10 protein-coding genes are annotated in these 16,963 nt (G+C 61.6%); 3 read left to right on the top strand and 7 right to left on the bottom strand.

Features of this window, described 5'->3' with window-relative positions; translation table 11 throughout:
* Positions 1-50 precede the first annotated feature (50 nt).
* The 7 genes from istA to IVB54_RS30185 all read right to left on the bottom strand — a co-directional run bounded on the left by istA (position 51) and on the right by IVB54_RS30185 (position 10,831).
* On the bottom strand, positions 51-1,223 hold the full coding sequence (gene istA, locus IVB54_RS30215) for an IS21 family transposase (protein WP_247776586.1): 1,173 nt from the start codon (positions 1,221-1,223) through the stop codon (positions 51-53).
* Positions 1,224-1,421: 198 nt separating this feature from the next.
* Positions 1,422-4,787 (bottom strand): adenylate/guanylate cyclase domain-containing protein, encoded by a 3,366-nt coding sequence (locus tag IVB54_RS30210; protein ID WP_247776585.1) that lies wholly within the window; start codon positions 4,785-4,787, stop codon positions 1,422-1,424.
* 42 nt (positions 4,788-4,829) lie between these two features.
* Complete coding sequence (locus IVB54_RS30205) at positions 4,830-5,228, bottom strand: nuclear transport factor 2 family protein (protein WP_246648595.1); 399 nt, start codon at positions 5,226-5,228, stop codon at positions 4,830-4,832.
* 267 nt (positions 5,229-5,495) lie between these two features.
* On the bottom strand, positions 5,496-5,915 hold the full coding sequence (locus tag IVB54_RS30200; RefSeq protein WP_247295628.1) for a hypothetical protein: 420 nt from the start codon (positions 5,913-5,915) through the stop codon (positions 5,496-5,498).
* 960 nt (positions 5,916-6,875) lie between these two features.
* Entirely contained in the window at positions 6,876-9,266 is a 2,391-nt protein-coding gene (locus tag IVB54_RS30195) for a peptidase domain-containing ABC transporter (RefSeq protein ID WP_247776584.1), read from the bottom strand.
* A gap of 3 nt (positions 9,267-9,269) precedes the next feature.
* Positions 9,270-10,520 carry an HlyD family efflux transporter periplasmic adaptor subunit gene (locus IVB54_RS30190; protein ID WP_247295623.1) on the bottom strand — a complete coding sequence of 417 codons (1,251 nt, stop codon included), beginning with the start codon at positions 10,518-10,520 and terminating at the stop codon, positions 9,270-9,272.
* 116 nt (positions 10,521-10,636) lie between these two features.
* Complete coding sequence (locus tag IVB54_RS30185; protein ID WP_157643074.1) at positions 10,637-10,831, bottom strand: hypothetical protein; 195 nt, start codon at positions 10,829-10,831, stop codon at positions 10,637-10,639.
* 794 nt (positions 10,832-11,625) lie between these two features.
* On the opposite strand from IVB54_RS30185, the gene IVB54_RS30180 reads away from it, so the two are divergent.
* The 3 genes from IVB54_RS30180 (at position 11,626) to IVB54_RS30170 (ending at position 16,963) form a co-directional block, all read left to right on the top strand.
* Positions 11,626-12,243, top strand: coding sequence for a sigma-70 family RNA polymerase sigma factor (locus IVB54_RS30180; protein WP_247295621.1), 618 nt, complete (start codon positions 11,626-11,628; stop codon positions 12,241-12,243).
* A gap of 141 nt (positions 12,244-12,384) precedes the next feature.
* Positions 12,385-12,927 carry a hypothetical protein gene (locus tag IVB54_RS30175; RefSeq protein ID WP_247295619.1) on the top strand — a complete coding sequence of 181 codons (543 nt, stop codon included), beginning with the start codon at positions 12,385-12,387 and terminating at the stop codon, positions 12,925-12,927.
* Between the two features lie 730 nt (positions 12,928-13,657).
* Positions 13,658-16,963 carry a hypothetical protein gene (locus tag IVB54_RS30170; protein ID WP_247776583.1) on the top strand — a complete coding sequence of 1,102 codons (3,306 nt, stop codon included), beginning with the start codon at positions 13,658-13,660 and terminating at the stop codon, positions 16,961-16,963.

Below are 16,963 nucleotides of genomic sequence, written 5' to 3'. Positions count from 1 at the left end.
ACCAACCTGTAGGGGGTCAATTTTGGACGCCGATCCCCCGGCTTAGGGGGTCAATATTGCAGGCCGAATGACAGCCGGCGCCCCTCCGGTTGCTTGTGCACTGCTACCTGGTGCAATCCATGGCGGATCCGCACTTCGCCGGCCGCGATCGTTACCGCCACGCGCTCGCCAATCAGGCGCCACGGCACCGAGTAGCTGTTCGTGTCGATCTCGACGGCGCAATCATTGCCGACGACGCGGGTCAGTTCAAAAAAGGATCCAAACGACGGCTGCCGGCCGAGCGGCTTCAACCGATGTATCTCGTCACGCGCGAAGCGGATGATCGGCGCCTCGCCGGTCGTGCCGTGGATACGAACGTTCGCAACCTCACGCTCCCATCTGTCGAGATGCGCCTCGAATGCTTCCCAACTTGGGAAGGAATGACCGGCGATCGCGTTCTTCTTCAGGTAGCCGACGCCGTTCTCCGTCTTGCCCTTCGTGCGCGCCCGATATGGCGCGCAGGCGCGAGGACGGAAGCCCCAATGTTTTGCGAACGCTACCAGCTTGTCGTTGAACTGAACCGACCGGCTCACCGCGTCGTGGCGCACGACAAGCACGCGTGGATTGTCCATCAGCACTTCCTCCGGCACACCGCTGAAGGTCGTGAATGTGCTCTCGAGCCCGGCGAACCAATGCTCCTGCCTCTCGGCCCGGAACGCACGCACATGGAGCCGTCGCGAGTGTCCAAGCGTTGCCACGAACACGAATGCCTTGACTTTCGTCCCTCCGATCTCGACCAGGCGCTCCCCGAAGTCGATCTGCAGCTGCCGGCCCGGCGGCGTCTCAAACCGAGTCGTCGCCAGCGCCTCCGCCTTCAGCGCCTGCCGATAGGGCTGCACCGCGCGCTGCAGCGTGGGCCGGCTGACGGCCACGCCTTTGTCCGCCAACAGGTCCTGGCGCACCACGTCGGCATTGCCGCGATGCCGAATGAGCCTCTCGCGCAGCCAACCCTCAAGGCCGTCGAGACGCTTCGGCCGCTTAGGCGACTTGAATGGCTTCACCCTGCCCGCCGCCACGTAGTCCTTTACTGTGTGATGGCTGCAGCCCAGCTGCCGCGCAATCCGCTTCACACCCCACCCGCACGCCCTCAGGCGCATCATCTCCGCCACGTCATCCGGCGTCTTCATCACCTGCCCCCGTGGATCATTCCACGCCGAGCTTTCAGCGATTCGTTCCCGCTTCATTCACTCTCTCCTCAGCCATCCGAGGAGGGGGCAATTCCTCGTGACGCTGAGGGGGCAGTTTTCCATGGCGCGCGACACCCGGGTGCCCACCGACAACCAATTTAGTTTTCCAGTTTGCGCGAGCCTCAGCAGAAGCTTCGGTCCACCGGAAGCCCCGGACCATGCGAATGGTGCACCGCTGAACACGTGACGTTAAACTTAAGCGATTTCCTCCAAGAGTGCTTTGGCAGAACGAAGGTCTGATGTTTCCAACCCTTCCGTAAACCAGCCGTAGACGGGACCAAGGAGGCCTCTCGCGTCGGCCTTCCTGCCCTGGTCGCGCCAAAGCCGAGCCAGACTCATGGCCGCACGTAATTCAAAGGCTTTCGCGCTTTGGCTTTGAGCAATCTTGAGCGCAGCTTGCAAGTAGTTCTCGACCTCCTCAGCTGGAGCACCACGAGTGCGATGCAGTTCGCCCTCCATGCATGCAAGCTCCGCCTCCCACATATGTTCTTCGTTGCGCGCAGCAATGGCCTTCGCTTCGGCCAGGGTGGCCAGCCCGTTTTCGTCGTCACCTAACTGATGGTGCATCGCCGCGAGCATCCACAAGTACCGGACCTGGTACCAACTGGCTCCGAGCCTGGCCCTCTCGTTCAGACTGAGGCGCATGAGGGCCATGCCGCCCTCCACGTTACCTTCTTGGGCCATTGCCCAACCCCGTAGGATGAGACCGCTCAAGCGCCAATAATTCAAACTGTGCTGATCGGCGAGATCGATGATGGCTTCAGCGTGCGCATGCACACCCGCCACGTCACCCATCAGCTCCGCAGGCCCCGCTCCGCCATAGACCTGCACGTGCGCCGTAAGGTTCGTTTGATTTAACTCCGCAGCGTATTCAAACGCCGCGCGGCTGGCCCTCTGCGCCTGTTCGGAATAGCCAAGTATCCAAAGCACGATCGCCAGGTAGGGTAGCGCCGAGGCCTTCGGGTCATGTACATAGTGGACAGGTGGCGGCCGATGCGTATCCGGCTGATAGCGCCTCACGATCGCTTCGAGCTCTAAGCGCGCCGTAAGAAAGTCGCCGGCGTGCATGGCGGTGAGCGCCGCCAAACGATGCGTAGCTAGTTTGAGCGCCGTGTCCCCGGTGCGCTCGGCAGCGCGCTGGGCCTCGGCGACAAGGCTCTGCATGGCACCAAAGTCGCCTCGCACGAAGTGGAAAACAAACTTGCCGCTAAGGGTGGCGAACAAGGCATCCGTGTCATCGAGTTCATAGCAGAGCGCATGGGCCCTGCTGAAGGCCGTGCCAAGCTGCGGAGCCGTGTATCCGTGAATGGCAATCAGCGGACCTCCGATCGCCGTTTGCAGGGCGAGTTCCTGGCGATCGCGCTCCGGCCCTTCTGGATTCGACTTGAGTGCATCCAGCCCTCTTGTGAGATGAGCGATCGCCTCGAGATTGGCGGAACGCCCCGCGGCAATCCGGCCCGCCCGCAGCCAATAGCCGACCGCCTTTCCCGCCAGTCCCCCCTGCGTGAGGTGCAAAGCGATCGTTTCCGGCTCAGCTTCTGCACGGGCAGGATAATGTTCCTCGAGAGCTGCAGCGATGCGAGCATGGATCTGCTGCCGCTTGCTCTTTAAAAGGCTCTCATGCGCGATGTCTTGGACCAGCGCATGTTTGAAGCTGTAGCCCGTATCCGGAGGTGCTCCACGGCGGAATATGAGTTCCGCTGTCATTAGATCATTGAGAGCACGCTGCAGCGCGTGTTCGTCGAGCGCCGTTACCGATCTTAGAAGCTCGTGTCCGAATTCGCGCCCAATGCATGCCGCGATCTGGGCGACTTCCTTTACCGGCGCCAATCGATCGAGGCGCGCCATCAACGAGTCCTGGAGCGTCGTCGGGATCGCTAGGGGCGGCAAAGGACCAATCAACTCATAGTAGCTACCCCGGTCTTTGAGCAACCCGGATTCGAGGACGGCCTTGGTGAGTTCCTCGACAAACAGCGGCACGCCATCAGTTTTAGCCAGAATCTGCTCAAGCACTTCTTGTGGAAGTATTTTGCCGCCAGTGATCCGGTCCACGACAGTCGCCCCTTGCCTGCGGCCTAGTCGGCTTAAAGAGAGCGCCGTCACGTGCCCATGACCTGCCCAGCGCGGAACGAACTCAGGCCGGAAGGTGATGATGATCAGAATCGGGAGTTGCTGCACTTCGTCAACGGCCCGGTCGAGGAGTTCGAGCATGGTAGGATCTGCCCAGTGAACATCCTCGTAGACGGCGAGCAGCGGCTGCCTTGCCGCCAGGCCTTGTATCTGCTCCAGGAGAGCCTGGAACGTTCGCTCCTTCTTCTGGTGTGGGCTAAGTGCAAGTGGCGAGTATCTCTCCCCCGTCGGGATTGCCAGGAGGTCCGCAAGAACCGGCGCGCTCTCATGCACGTCGTTTGTGGCAAGAGCGAGCATGGCCTCGAGTTTATCGAGCTGTTCTTCGGGAGCGTCCTCCCGTCGTATTCCTGCTGCCCGCTCAAGGAGCCCAATGACAGGATACAAGGCGGTGCTGGTATGGAACGGAGAACAGAAATGGCTCAGTGGCGTGTGCGGCGCACCTGCGAGGTGGTCGCGCAGCGCCCGCACGAGCCGGGACTTGCCAATGCCTGCTTCGCCGCCGAGCAGGACAATCTGTCCCTCTCGCTCTTTCGCCTGCTCCCAGCGCTCCAGGAGCAATGCAAGTTCTTGGTCTCGTCCGACCAGCGCGGTCGTTGCCATGCCGTGCTGGGCGTCGAATCGACTCTCGGCTGCGCCCTCACCACTGACAAGCCAGGCCTGCACCGGCTCCGGGAAACCTTTGAGCGGCACTGTGCCGAGGTCCTGGTAAATGAAGGCTTCGGCCAGCAGGCGGCGCGTTGACTCGGCGATCACCACATCACCGGGCTCGGCCAGACTCTGCAGTCGGGCAGCCAGGTTCGGGGTTTCGCCGATCACGGCGCGCTCGCGAGCCTCTCCCTCGCCTATCAGTTCGCCGACCACGACGAGACCGGTTGCAATGCCGACGCGTGCGGCAAGCGCTACACCGCCCGGCTCGGTAAGGGAGGCGACCGCCTTGGTCACTCGAAGCCCGGCGCGGACGGCACGCTCCGCCTCATCTTCATGCGCCCGCGGCCAACCGAAATACGCGAGAACGCCGTCGCCCAGGAGCTTGGCTATGTGGCCTTCGAACCGGGCGATCTCGCCCGCCACGGCGTTGTGGTAGGCCTGCATGAGGTCACTCAGCTCCTCGGGGTCGCGCCCTGAGGCGAGCGCGGTGGAACCGACCAAGTCGACGAACATGACCGTAAGCTGCCGACGGTCCGCCTCTGAGGGCAGTGACGGCCTTGTCCGTTCGGTTGGCTCACCAGCATCAGTGGCGACGGAAGCGATCGATGACATGCGCGCCTGAATCGCTTTCAATACGGTCTTGCGCGGCCCGAGCGGCAAGCCGAGTTCTCGCAGATCGGCTTCAGTCAGGTCTTGCAGGACATCAGGCGTGACTTCGGCTTCCTGGAAAGCGCGAGTGTAGCGCTCCAGCCCAAGACTGCGAAGCCATTCGGCTATATCCACGCGACGTCTCCTCGCGCGGCGCCAAGCGATACGACGGCGAGTTCAGTTGAAGGTATGTAACCTCAGCTTCAGTGAGCCATCCGCTTGACGCTCGAACACATGGGTGGCAATGCCGCCGGCACTTTGGCGGCTCCCATCCGGTCCCTTGCCGTTGGCCGTCCATTTTGCGGTACTGTAGACGACCTTCTCGTCTCCACCCGCATCTATGATTGTTAGTTTGTGATCAGTGAATCCGCCTGAAAACAGCCCAGCAAAGAATTTTTCGATTTCTTCCGGACCCGATATAACCTGATGCGTTGGTGGTAACACTTTCGCGTTTGAAACGTACGCTGTGGCGACCCCTTTGGCGTCAGCTTTGTTGAACGCCGTATCCCACGCGGCATAAGCTCCGGTAACTTCGGCTCTCACGTCGGAGTTCGTCGAGGAGGCCAGGTTCGGCATGATTCCCTCCCTCAGAATTGGCTTAGTGACCTCCATCATACTACTGCTGGCCAGTTCGCGAAATCGGAACTCGCGGGAACAGGGCGTGCTATTAGGCCGCGGACGAAACGAGGGCACATCCATACTTCCGCTGAGGGCTATGAGCGCCCTTTTCCGACTTCCTAGATTTCACACCGGCAGGGGGATGGGCGCAGCAAGTCCAATTGTCGGAAGCACGCCGAGCCCGGCGGGATAGGAGGCGAGTTTGGCGAACGTGATCGGCAGAACCTAGTTTTCGAGCTCGACGTACCCCCGAAGCCTGAAGACGATGTCGGGCACAGCGTGGCGCAGGCGTGCAGCGTCTTGCGACGTAGTCGAGAACGGTGCGAACCTGATCATGGCGTTCCAAGGTCGACTTCCGTAGACGGTGATCGAGACTCCGGATTTCGGAAAGCCATCCATTTTGCGAAGCTCACCAAGGACGAGGTCGGCGATCGCCACCGCGGGCAGTCGCGCTCGTTTTTCATCGGGGCCGCCCGGGGACAAGGGAACGAGCGGCTTGGCTGGCGGCGCTGCCGCGACCGCGGGCTCCCGTTGGAGTGTTGACGGCATCTCCGGCGCCGGAGGCGCGGCGACGGGCGACGCGGACCGAGCAAAAATACCACTGATTAACGCCGCAAGGCCTGCATCTTTCGCGTCATCGCTCATTCGCTCTCTCGCAGTTGAGGGTAGCCTAGCAGCTTTCCGAAAGGATACCACCACGCTCTGAGCAAGCGCAGGGCGGTTCCTGTGTTCGCGATCGAACATTCAGGCGTGCAAAGTTTCGCTAAGCTCCTCCTCAGCGAGATACCTGATTCACGAAGGGGCGTCGAAGGTGTTGGGCGGTCTGGTGATGCGCTGGCGTATGCGCAATTTTTTGTTGATTTGTCCATCGTGCAAAAATGCCGCTACCGGGATCCACGGGCGCTACATGCTCGGCCAGGAGCGATTGACGTGCGATCGCTGCGGAGCGACTGACTGTATGACTTTCTGGCGTTTTGAAGGGATAGCTCACCGCGCGTGCGCGATGAGCAGCCGGAAGCACTCTTGCGTTCAGGGATAGTTAGAACAGCGCTTTTTTGGGGGATAAGAGAATGACAAATTGTGTGATCGTTCGGGCCTATGGAAGGCAATTGGATCAGTTGCGCGGAGAGGCATCCCGCATTTTCGCGGGCAAACAAAATCGACTGGTGGATCGAGCGCGGAGTCCAAGGCACACGATTTTGCTTTGAGGACGCTGACGCGAAGAGGGCGTTCGTCTCAATCTGCGAAAACGTCGGTGTTTCGCATATTGATGGCGCCCCGCCCGCGTGAACAGGCGAGACCGCGACTGGTTTGTTCGAGGCGTTCTTCGAATGCCTTGATGGCGGCAGCAGCCAACCGGAGCGTGAGCATCGAGACTAATTCCATGAGGTTCGGAGCGACCCAGGCTCAAGGCTGGGGGAAAGTTGAGCCCGGCCTTACATCGGAATCCAGGCAACAATGAATCGGCTTGTTGAGTCCTATCCGGCCAGGACGTCCTCGCGCGACTTCAGCAGGCGTTTGGCCAGCCGATGGCGTATCCGAGCGGGTCATCGAAGCGAGTGCGCCTTGCATGTCACGCGAAGGATCCGGACTGCGCGAGCCGAATCAGCATCGTGAGAAGTCGATCCTGGCCAGCGCTTCACCGGGGTTGTCGGCTTTGCCACAGTCGTCGGACGGCTTGGGGTTGCAGTCTTTCCGCGGCTGGCAGCAGTCCTTCTGTGAATGGCAGTCGTCGTCCTTGGCGTCTTTCCAGTCACTATCGCGCTTCGAGCAATCGCCCGTGGGGGCACCGGGGCAGTCATCGTGGCCGGTCTCGGCCGATTTCGCACCTTCGGCGGCAAACCCGGTGACGCCGACATCTTGCGCAGGCCCCGCTTCTCGTCTGAGGCTCGTCATTCCGGCCCGAAACGGTCTGGCCGCCGCGGCAAGATGGATGATCATATCTGTTCCATGGGTAATTTCCGGTCGGTGCGCTACGCTCACGCGAGTCATACTAAGGTGCCGGAGATTCGCATTGATTTCCTTTTCCTTCTCGGTGTCGAGATGTGCCGTGCCCTCGTCGAGAAACAGGATCTTTGGTCGGCGATAGAGCGCGCGCGCAAGCAATACTCGCTGTTTCTGCCCGCTAGACAACGAGCTTCCCATGTCACCGATGAGGCTGTTGTAGCTCATCGGCATTGCCATGATGTCGTCGTGGATGCCGGCAATCCGCGCGCAATCGATCATCGCTTGCAGATCGAAGGTTGTATCAAAAAAGCAGATATTGTCGGCAATCGATCCCGACAGCAATTGATCCTCCTGCATCACCGCGCCAATCTGCTCGCGATAAGCGCGCGGTCCAATCTGGCCTAGCGGAAGACCGTCGATCAGAACCTCTCCGCTCGTTGGCTCGAGCAGCCCAAGCATAATCTTGACAAGAGTCGACTTGCCGCAGCCCGATGGTCCCATGATCGTCACGAATTGTCCGGGAGCAACGCACAGATTGACGTTGTTAAGAATCAGAGACTCTCCTTCTGCATACCGGAAGCACACGTTCCGCAGTTCGATCGCGCCGCGAATCTGCCGGATATACGACAGGTCCAGGTGGTGCCCGCGCTCGAGCGGGGTGAGCGCAATGTCGGCGAGACGCTCCAGGTGCAGTCCGAGAATGCGGACATCTACCAGCTTCTCGATCAACAGCGCTGTCCGCTCAGCGAACTGCAGCTTGTAGCTGACGAACGCGAATATCATTCCAACCGTGATGAGGTTGTCCAGTGCGAGACGAGCGGCGAGGTAGATCGTGATTACGTTCTCCAAGCCGAATATCGTGTCGTTCATCGCTTTGAAGCTGATCCTGGCCCGGCCTAGCCGCACGTTGGCGTTAATATACGCAGCATAGCGATTCAGCCACTGGCCCTCCCGTTCGTTCTCTCGGTTGAGCAACTTTAGGCTTTGCACCGCTCGCACGGTTTCGATGAAGGTGGAGTTCTCGTCTGCCTTGCTGTGAATGGCCACTTCGCTCCGTTGTCGGAACATCCCGAAGAGAGCGAGCCGCAGGGCGGCATACAACGCGAACGCCAGCAGGACGACAAGTCCGAGCTGGATGCTGTAGGTGAACATCAACACCAGCATCAACACCGACATGAGACCGTCGATCAACCCCGTGATCAATCCCTCCGCGAGCACGTTGCGGATGGGCTCGATCGAATTGAAGCGTGACAGGATGTCGCCGATGTGCCGCTTTTCGAAGAATGAGAGCGGCAAGCGCACTAAATGATGAAACAGCCGCGCGCCGATTTGAAAGCTCAACGTGTTTTGCAGAACGAGAATAATGAAGGAGCGGGTTGCGGTCGAGGCGATCCGTATCAGGAGAAGGAGCGCGAATCCTAGCCCGAGTACGACCAGGAGATCGACATCTCCCCTGGCGATGACCTCGTCAACCGTGAGCTGCATATAGAAAGGGGCGGCGAGGAGAAGCAATTCGATGACCACTGACAGAACTAGTATTTGGGCCAGAGCATAATTGCTTCCGTTCATTCCGCTCCAGAAAACCGAGAACGGCAATCGCATTCTCTCATCTGTGCGGCAGAACGTTTCAATAGGCGAGAGTTCGAGCGCGACCCCGGTAAGATGTCTTGATGCTTCAGTGAGGGGAAACCATTTCTCGCCGGCTGCCGGATCGTGCACCACGATCCCTTTCCTCCTGTACGCTTTCAGTACAACGAAATGAGCCATGTCCCAGTGCAGAATAGCCGGCAGACGCAATTGGCAGAGATGGCCGATCTCGATTCGCAGCGGCCGACATGACAGCCCCAGGTGAGCTGCTATCTGCATGAGGTCGCGGAGAGTGACGCCCTTTAGGGACACTGGATGCCGCCGCCGCAGGCTGTTCAAGTCAGTTCGATGACCATGATAAGACGCCACCATGGCGAGGCATGCGAGCCCGCATTCCGTCGCCTCCGTCTGCCGGATGACCGGGAGGGATCTGCGTCCGCTGAAATTCAATAGTCCCTGCATGGGCTACATCCTTGCGCTTAACACCGGATCAAGCAGCCAGCTCATCAGGGACCGCTGCTCGAGGATCACGTCGGCCCTGAGCAGCATGTCCGGCTGAAGCGGCATCTTACGGCCATAGGCGTCGATGTCGGGCCGCTCGAGAGCCGCAGTCACACGGTAAGCCGGTTCCTTGAGGGCGATCGGCCCGGTCGTTTCGTTGCCGGTCAGAATGGTGTGAGAGACGTTGGTCACGCTGCCGCGGTAGGTGCCGAATTTCTGATAAGGAAATGCATCGTAAAGTATCCGAACCTGCTGGCCGGGACGCACAAAACCAAACGCGCGTGTCGGAAAGAACAGCTCGGCCTGCAAGGGCGCATCAACGGGAATGATTTCGAGCTGCATATGCCGGGGATCCGCGATTTGGCCTATTGTCGCCTGCAGCGTCGATACGCGCCCACTCGTTGGCGCCTTGATAACGTAAGCCTGCCGCCCATTCACTTCGGCCACGCGCTGTTCGATCGAGGACAGTTCATTACGCAGTCCTCGGATCCTCTCTGCGGCGATGGTTGGGAGTTGCTCGAGTGTATGCCGAGCGTCTGTCAACTGGGTGTGTCGCGCGGTGATCTGCTGATCGAGCGACACCACACTCTGCTTTTGCTCAAGTGCGGCCTGCTCGCGGCGCTTGAGCTCAATCGTTGGTAATGCGCCGCTCGCGGTTAGCTTAGCGCCCGTTGATACGAAGCTCTCGGAAAGTTTCAGTCGCTCGTTTTGGATGTTCCGCTGGTCCTCGAGTTGGATAATCTCTCCTTCAATCCCCTTGATCGTGGAACCGAGGCGATCCCGTTCTGAGGCGGTTCGGCGATCTTCGGCATCGATCTGTCGCTCGACCACATTGCGTTGCTGCGTCAGCACCGCAAGTACGGTCGCATTGACGTCATCGCCATTGGCCGTGATTTGGGAAGTAACTATGGTCAGGAGCGGGTCGCCCCCCGCAACCTCTTGCCCCTCCTTCACGTGTATCGCCTTGATGAAGCCCTGTTGTGATATGAAAATCTTAGCTGTGCCGGAGGTCGGCGTCAGATACCCGGAGACGGTCTCCTTGCGGGCGTATTGCGCGATGGAGAGAAAACACAAAATGAATACAACGAGCGCCGCAAGGCTCCAGCTAAGAAGTGTGCTCGACAGCGGCTGCAGCAATACGACCTCACCCCAGGTGTGGCGCTGATGCAAAAAGTCGACGGCTTCCTTACGAAACAGAGTTGGTCGGTTCGCCATGGACGCACCTTACTGAAGCGCTGCGCGGAGTATCTTTCCGCCAAAACAAGACTGCGGATGGCTACCGGAGAACCGCTTCCCCTGTTGGAGAAGCGGTTCGCCGATGCATCCCGCCTTTACCCAATAAAGACTTGGGACTGCTTGGACAGCAGGCCAACCTGAACTTGGTTTCCGCTGAGCACATTGATGTCGCCAGTTCGGATCAGTGATCCGCCATCCTGGCAGCCACAGCCGCCGGTGCCGGCGGCCACGAGGTCGAGCTCCTCATCAGACAGTTCGATAGGGTGAGCAAGTTTGGTCATCTCCAGCATGTTGGTCTCCTTTCGATGTAAGTGGCGGAACATTGATGTAACTGTTGCCACGTCATCACTAGGTGCGAGACGCCAATCTGGATGCACGGTCGCGTAAATTTTGTGAGCGGCACGTGTTTGACGCTTGTTGTATCGCGTTCTGCAGCGTCGTGTGCAAGGCGCTTTAAAGTGGGACTCGGTGGCGGCTTCGTCACAGTGAGTTGGACGGTCTGGTCTGCTGGATGTTCTGCGCGGCTGAGATGCGACATCGCGCCTTCGAAGGAAAGCGCGATGACGCGCCATGTGGCGAGCTCGGCCCAAGAAGCGCCTTAGCTTGTTTCGATCGCTGCACTCATCGCGGAAGCTGCGCAAGTCGCCGCGCCCTGTCACGTCCTGTCACATAGCGCGTTGAAGGTGCTTCGAATGTCCCTCGATGGCATTACATGGTGGTCGGATCCAATGCGTGCTCTGAAGTTATAAACGCGACTAGCGACGATGTTGACGCTCTCCATTTTGGAAGTTGGCTCGAGGACTTACGTTGCTCCTCTCAGCGGCTCACCTAGCAGCCGAGAACGACGTGCTATGGTCCGCCTGCACTCTGACGACCACGTCACCCTTTGGCGATTGGGAAAAAAATTTTCGAAAACTTCCGGGAACGAATTCGATGCTTGCTGACTTGAGTTCGCCGACAGCGATTTCGTATTTTGTTAAAACCGATCATTTAAATGAATTAAATGCGCGATATTAAATGCCGCAGGCCCTGTGCGTGAAAAATGTCGCGCATCTGCTCTGCCTTATGAGGGGTGACTTCGACCATGCCCCATCAGTGCCTCGATTTAACAAAGGCAAGGTCTCGCTGCGGCGTAGCGCGCCATGACAGCTATCTCACTGGCGAGACGGCTCTTAATTACGAAACAGCTCTGCTTGAGTGCGCCTCCGGATCGCAGTCTGCCGTCGGCCAGATCTACGCGCGGGAGAAGGAACAGTTGCGCGCGATGGCGCACCGTATCGTGCACGACAGATCGCGTTCCGAGGACGTCATCCACGACGCATTCGCGCAGATTCTCCGATATGCGAAAAACTTCGATCCTGCACGAGGATCCGCCCGGGGCTGGATTTACGCGATCGTCCGCAACACGGCGCTCAAGATGCGGCAGAACGCCAGGCGCGAACTCGCGCTCGAGGACGATGCATTGAATGCCATTTGCGCGCGCGAGCAGGCCGCTCCGAACCCTGCCTCTTGTATCCCAGACAGCATGACGCTGCGAACCATGCTCGATCAACTCGAGCCACAGCGCCGCGCGAGCCTGCTTCTGGCGATCGTCGACGGGCGCACGCACGAGGAGATTTCCGAATACCTCCGGGTTCCTGTCGGAACCGTCAAGGCGTGGATCCGGAGAGAGCTTGTGGCCATGCGCCGGCAGCTCGAATGACGCGTGAATTGTTTTTTCGCCGCTGCATCCATCGGCGTGCTTCGGCGACAGTAGGGGTGATGGCGCGGTGATCCGGGCAGGGCACGCGCGCGTGACGCACGTGCCCGCGACTGTCGCAAAGCTGAAGCGAGGAGCGAAGCCATGTCTATCCTGAGCAGTGTTACGAGCATTCTCGGGCTGATAAAGGGCGCCCCACCCGAGCAATGCACGTCAACCAAGCCCGACGATTATGACGACGGCAGGCTGTCAAAATGGAACGACGATCACAGCGCTGACGACGACTGCTCGAAGAACGGCGACGGCAAGGACAATTATGCCAAGCTTAGCGGCGCCTACCCCAAGGGCGACTACCCAGAGCACGATGGGGGCTGGAAGGACGCCAACGACGGCGAATACCAGCCCAAGGACCATTGCGATCTCGAGCCGGCTGACGATGGCAGCAGGGGCGACACCGATCGCAGTCCGGGTGACGCGCTGGCCAAGTTCGACTTCTCCCATAGTGAGTTCGCGGGTGATTTCAGCTCGCACGGTCCAGATCATTCGGGTGACATACACGGCGCGCTAGCTTCGATGTCTTGCGACGATGCGCTCGAATACGCCATCGGTTTGATGGGCCCAATGGATTACTTCGACGTAGGGCATTTCGACACGGCGACGGATACGTCGCACGACACGGACGCCTGACATGCCGAAGAGACTCGCCTGGCGGTGAATGCTGCCGGGCGAGGGTGATTTTTGATCAAGAAAGGCGGCGGTCATGCACCAGGTAGAAAAGCGCGAATTGTTCGAACAAGAGCGGAAGATTTTCGAAGCCGGAGTGCAGCGCGCCGACAAGCGATCCGGCTCTTTCAGTTTCTTGACCCGGTCGTTCTTTATTGCCCAGCTAGTTGCCTGCGAGGAGTTTCTTGCCGCCCCGTTCAAATCTGCGCTGGCCAAGCAAGAAGACACGACAGCCGCTCAAGCAGGTGCGGGGCCGCAAGGGACAAATGACGAGCTGCCTGCGAGCGATCCCGCGAAACCGGGCGCGGAGGATGAGAGGCCAAAAGGGCCGGCCGCCTCGTGGGACACGCATGTGGCTCAGCTCGATCCGACCGGGCTCCTGGCGGAGCCGCATGAAGACGCGCCCAGACCGAGCACCGCTCGTGGCGAAGCAGTCGCTACTGCGAACTCTGGGGGTGGGGGTGGGAGTGGCGACGAGGTCGATTTTTGCAAGCACCATGCTCACGCCTCAGCCGACGTTAGTTGCGTCAGTCGCGTCAACTCGCTTTCAGCGGATTCCGACCTCGGAAGCACTCAATTGCCCGGTGAGTCAACGCTCGAATCCGTTGGGTCTAATGTGCTTTGCGACTCGTTTAGCCCGTCGATCGTCAACTCCTTTCCCCCGCTTGGAATGCTCGGCGGCCTTAGTAATGACGTGGTGGTAGGGATTGCGCCGGTCGAGGCGGCGGTGCCGCCGACGCTCGCGACGGCGAGCGACATCGTCATCACGGTGCCCAACGACGTGGCCGGCACGATTGCGTCGGTCGCGGCGATGGTGCCGCCGGCGCTCGCGACCACGAGCGACTCCGTCAGCACGCGATCCGATGACGAGGCCGGCGCGATCGCGCCGCTCGAGGCGGCTGTGGTGCCGGCACTCGCGACGGCGACCGACACCGTCAGCGCGCTGCCCAACGACGTGGTTGGCGCAATGGCGCCGGTCGAGGCGGCGGTGCCGCCGGCACTTGCGACGGCGAGCGACAGCGTCACCGCGCTGCCCAACGACGTAGTTGGAACGATTGCGCCGGTCGAGGCGGCGGTGCCGCCGGCACTGGCGACGGCGACCGACACCGTCAGCGCGCTGCCCAACGACGTGGTTGAGGCGGTCGCGCCGATCGAGGCGGCGGTACCGCCGGCACTCGCCGCGGCGACCGACACCGTGAGCACGCTATCCAACGACGTGGTTGGCGCAATCGCGCCGGTCGAGGCGGCGGTGCCGCCGGCACTGGCGGCAGCGAGCGACAGCGTCGGCGCGCTGCCTAACGACGTAGTTGGAACGATTGCGCCCGTCGAGACGGCGGTGCCGCCGACCCTGGCGACGGCGACCGACAGCGTCAGCAGGCTATCCAGCGACGTGGTTGGCGCAATTGCGCCGGTCGAGTTGGCGGCGCCGCCGGCACTGGCGACGGCAACTGACAGCGTCAGCACGCTACCCAACGACATGGTTGGCGCGATTGAGACGGTCGAGGCGGCGGTAGCGCCGGCACTCGCCACGGTGACCGATACCGTGAGCACGAGACCCAACGACGTGGTTGGCGCAATTGCGCCGATCGAGGCGGCGGTGCCGCCGGCACTGGCGACTGCGACCGACACCGTCAGCGCGCTGCCCAACGACGTGGTTGGCGCGATCGCGCCGGTCGAGGCGACGGTGCCGCGGGTGCTCGCGACGGCGACCGACAGCGTCAGCACGCTATTCCACGACGTGGTTGACGCAATTGCGCCGGTCGAGGCGACGGTGTCGCCGGTGCTCGCGACGGCGACCGACGCCGTCAGCACGCTGCCCAACGACGTGGTTGGCGCGATTGCGCCGATCGAGGCGGCGGTGCCGCCGGCGCTGGCGATGGCGACCGACATCGTCAGCACGCTATCCAACGACGTGGTTGGCGCAATTGCGCCGGTCGAGGCGGCGCAGCCGACGCTCACGACCTTCGCCGACACCGCGGGCACGCTGCCCGACGACGTGGTCGGCGCGATTGCGCCGGTCGAGTCGGCGGCGCAGCCGACGCTATCGACTCTGGCCGACACTGCGAGCACGCTGCCCGATGACGTGGTTGGAACAATTGCGCCGGTCGAGGCTACGGTGCCGCCGGCGCTTGCGACGGCGATCGACACCGTGAGCACGGTGAGCAACGAGGTGGTTGACCAGACGACGGGTCCAGACACTCAGTCGACCGCGTTGTCGCAAACGGTTGCATCGGAAAGCACGGGAACTGACACGCTTGATAGTTCAGCATCACCCCTTGAGATCGCGGAGGCGGAACTGATCACCGGTAACGGTGCCCCTGGTCATGTATCACAGCCCACCGATGTGGCTGGCAATGCACTTGCGAGTGGCGCGCCGGTCCTTGACACGAGCGCACCTGTGCTAACCACAACAGTTGCCGCTCTGACCAATCCGGCCGGCGAGGTGTCGCATCCCGTCGACACGGACAGCGTGGCTGGCGATGCTTTGGCGAGTGCGGCGCCCGCTGCTAACACCAGCGAGCCTGCGCTCGCCACAACGGCTGCCGCTCTGGCAGATGCGCCGAGCGACCTGTCGCAACCTGCCGACACGGGTAGTGTGGCTGCCGATGCTCTGGCGAGTACGGTGCCGGTCCCTGACACGAGCGAGCCGGTGCTCGCCACAACGGCTGCCGCTCTGACCAATCCGAGCAGCGACGTGTCGCATCCGGCCGACACTGGGACCGTGGCTGGCGATGGTCTTGCGGGTGCCGCGCCGGTCCTAGACACGAGCGAGCCCGCGCTCACCACAACGGCTGCGGCTGCGACCGATGCGACCAGCGACGCGTCGCAATCGGCCGACACGGGCAGCGTGGCTGGCGATGCTTTGGCGAGTGCGGCACCGGTCGCGGACATCAGCGAGCCGGTGCTCACCACAACGGCTGCCGCGCTGACCGATGCGCCGAGCGACGTGTCGCAACCGGCGGACACGGGCAGCGTGGCTGGCGATGCTTTGGCCAGTGCGGCGCCGGTCGCGGACACGAGCGAGCCGGTGCTCACCACAGCTGCGGCTCTGACCGATGCGCCGAGCGACGTGTCGCAAGCGGCCGACACGGGCGGTGCGGTTGGCGATGCCTTGGCCAGTGCGGCGCCGGTCGCGGACACGAGCGAGCCGGTGCTCACCACAACCGCGCTGACCGATGCGCCAAGCGACGCGTCGCAACCGGCCGACACGGGCAGCGTGGCTGGCGATGCCTTCGCGAGTGCGGCGCCGGTCGCGGACACGACCGAGCCGGTGCTCACCACAGCTGCGGCTCCGACCGATGCGCCGAGCGACGCGTCGCAACCGGCCGACACGGGCAGCGTGGCTGGCGATGCCTTGGCCAGTGCGGCGCCCGTCGCGGACATCAGCGAGCCGGCGCTCACCACAGCTGCGGCTCCGACCGATGCGCCGAGCGACGTGTCGCAACCGGCGGACACGGGCAGCGTGGCTGGCGATGCTTTGGCGAGTGCGGCACCCGTCGCTGACACGACCGAGCCGGTGCTCACCAGCACCGGAGACTCGCTCAGCACCCCCGCGACCGAACCGGTGGCGCCGGCCGTGCCGGACACCAGCAGCGCTCAAACTCCTGGATCGGCCGACACGCTTCTTGCGCTCGCCACCACCGCTGACGCACCGATCGAGAGTTCGGCATCCGCCACCACTGCCCCGGAGAACGTCGTGACGGACACCTCAAATGCCGCGGCGACGACCGCCGTCGCGGGCGATGTGATCGCGTTGAACGATGCGCCACCGCCGCCGGCAGATTCGCTGTTCAACGGAACCCAGTATACAGACTATGGCGTCACGCTCAGCAGCGAGATCGCGCCCTCCCAGACTGCCGTGTCGCAGGCGGACACCGCATCGGCGCAAGACGTTTCGGCGCCGCTGGCTGCCGACGTCCAAAAACCCGCGCCGCCGCCTCCCGACATCGTGGATAATACTCCGATCGATCATGTTGGAACTCATGATGCCATCCTCTAG

The sequence above is a fragment of the Bradyrhizobium sp. CW1 genome (assembly GCF_023100665.1).
GTDB classification, from domain to species: Bacteria; Pseudomonadota; Alphaproteobacteria; order Rhizobiales; family Xanthobacteraceae; genus Bradyrhizobium; species Bradyrhizobium canariense_D.
Note: the sequence above shows the minus strand (reverse complement) of the source record. Positions and strands in the feature narration are given on the sequence as shown.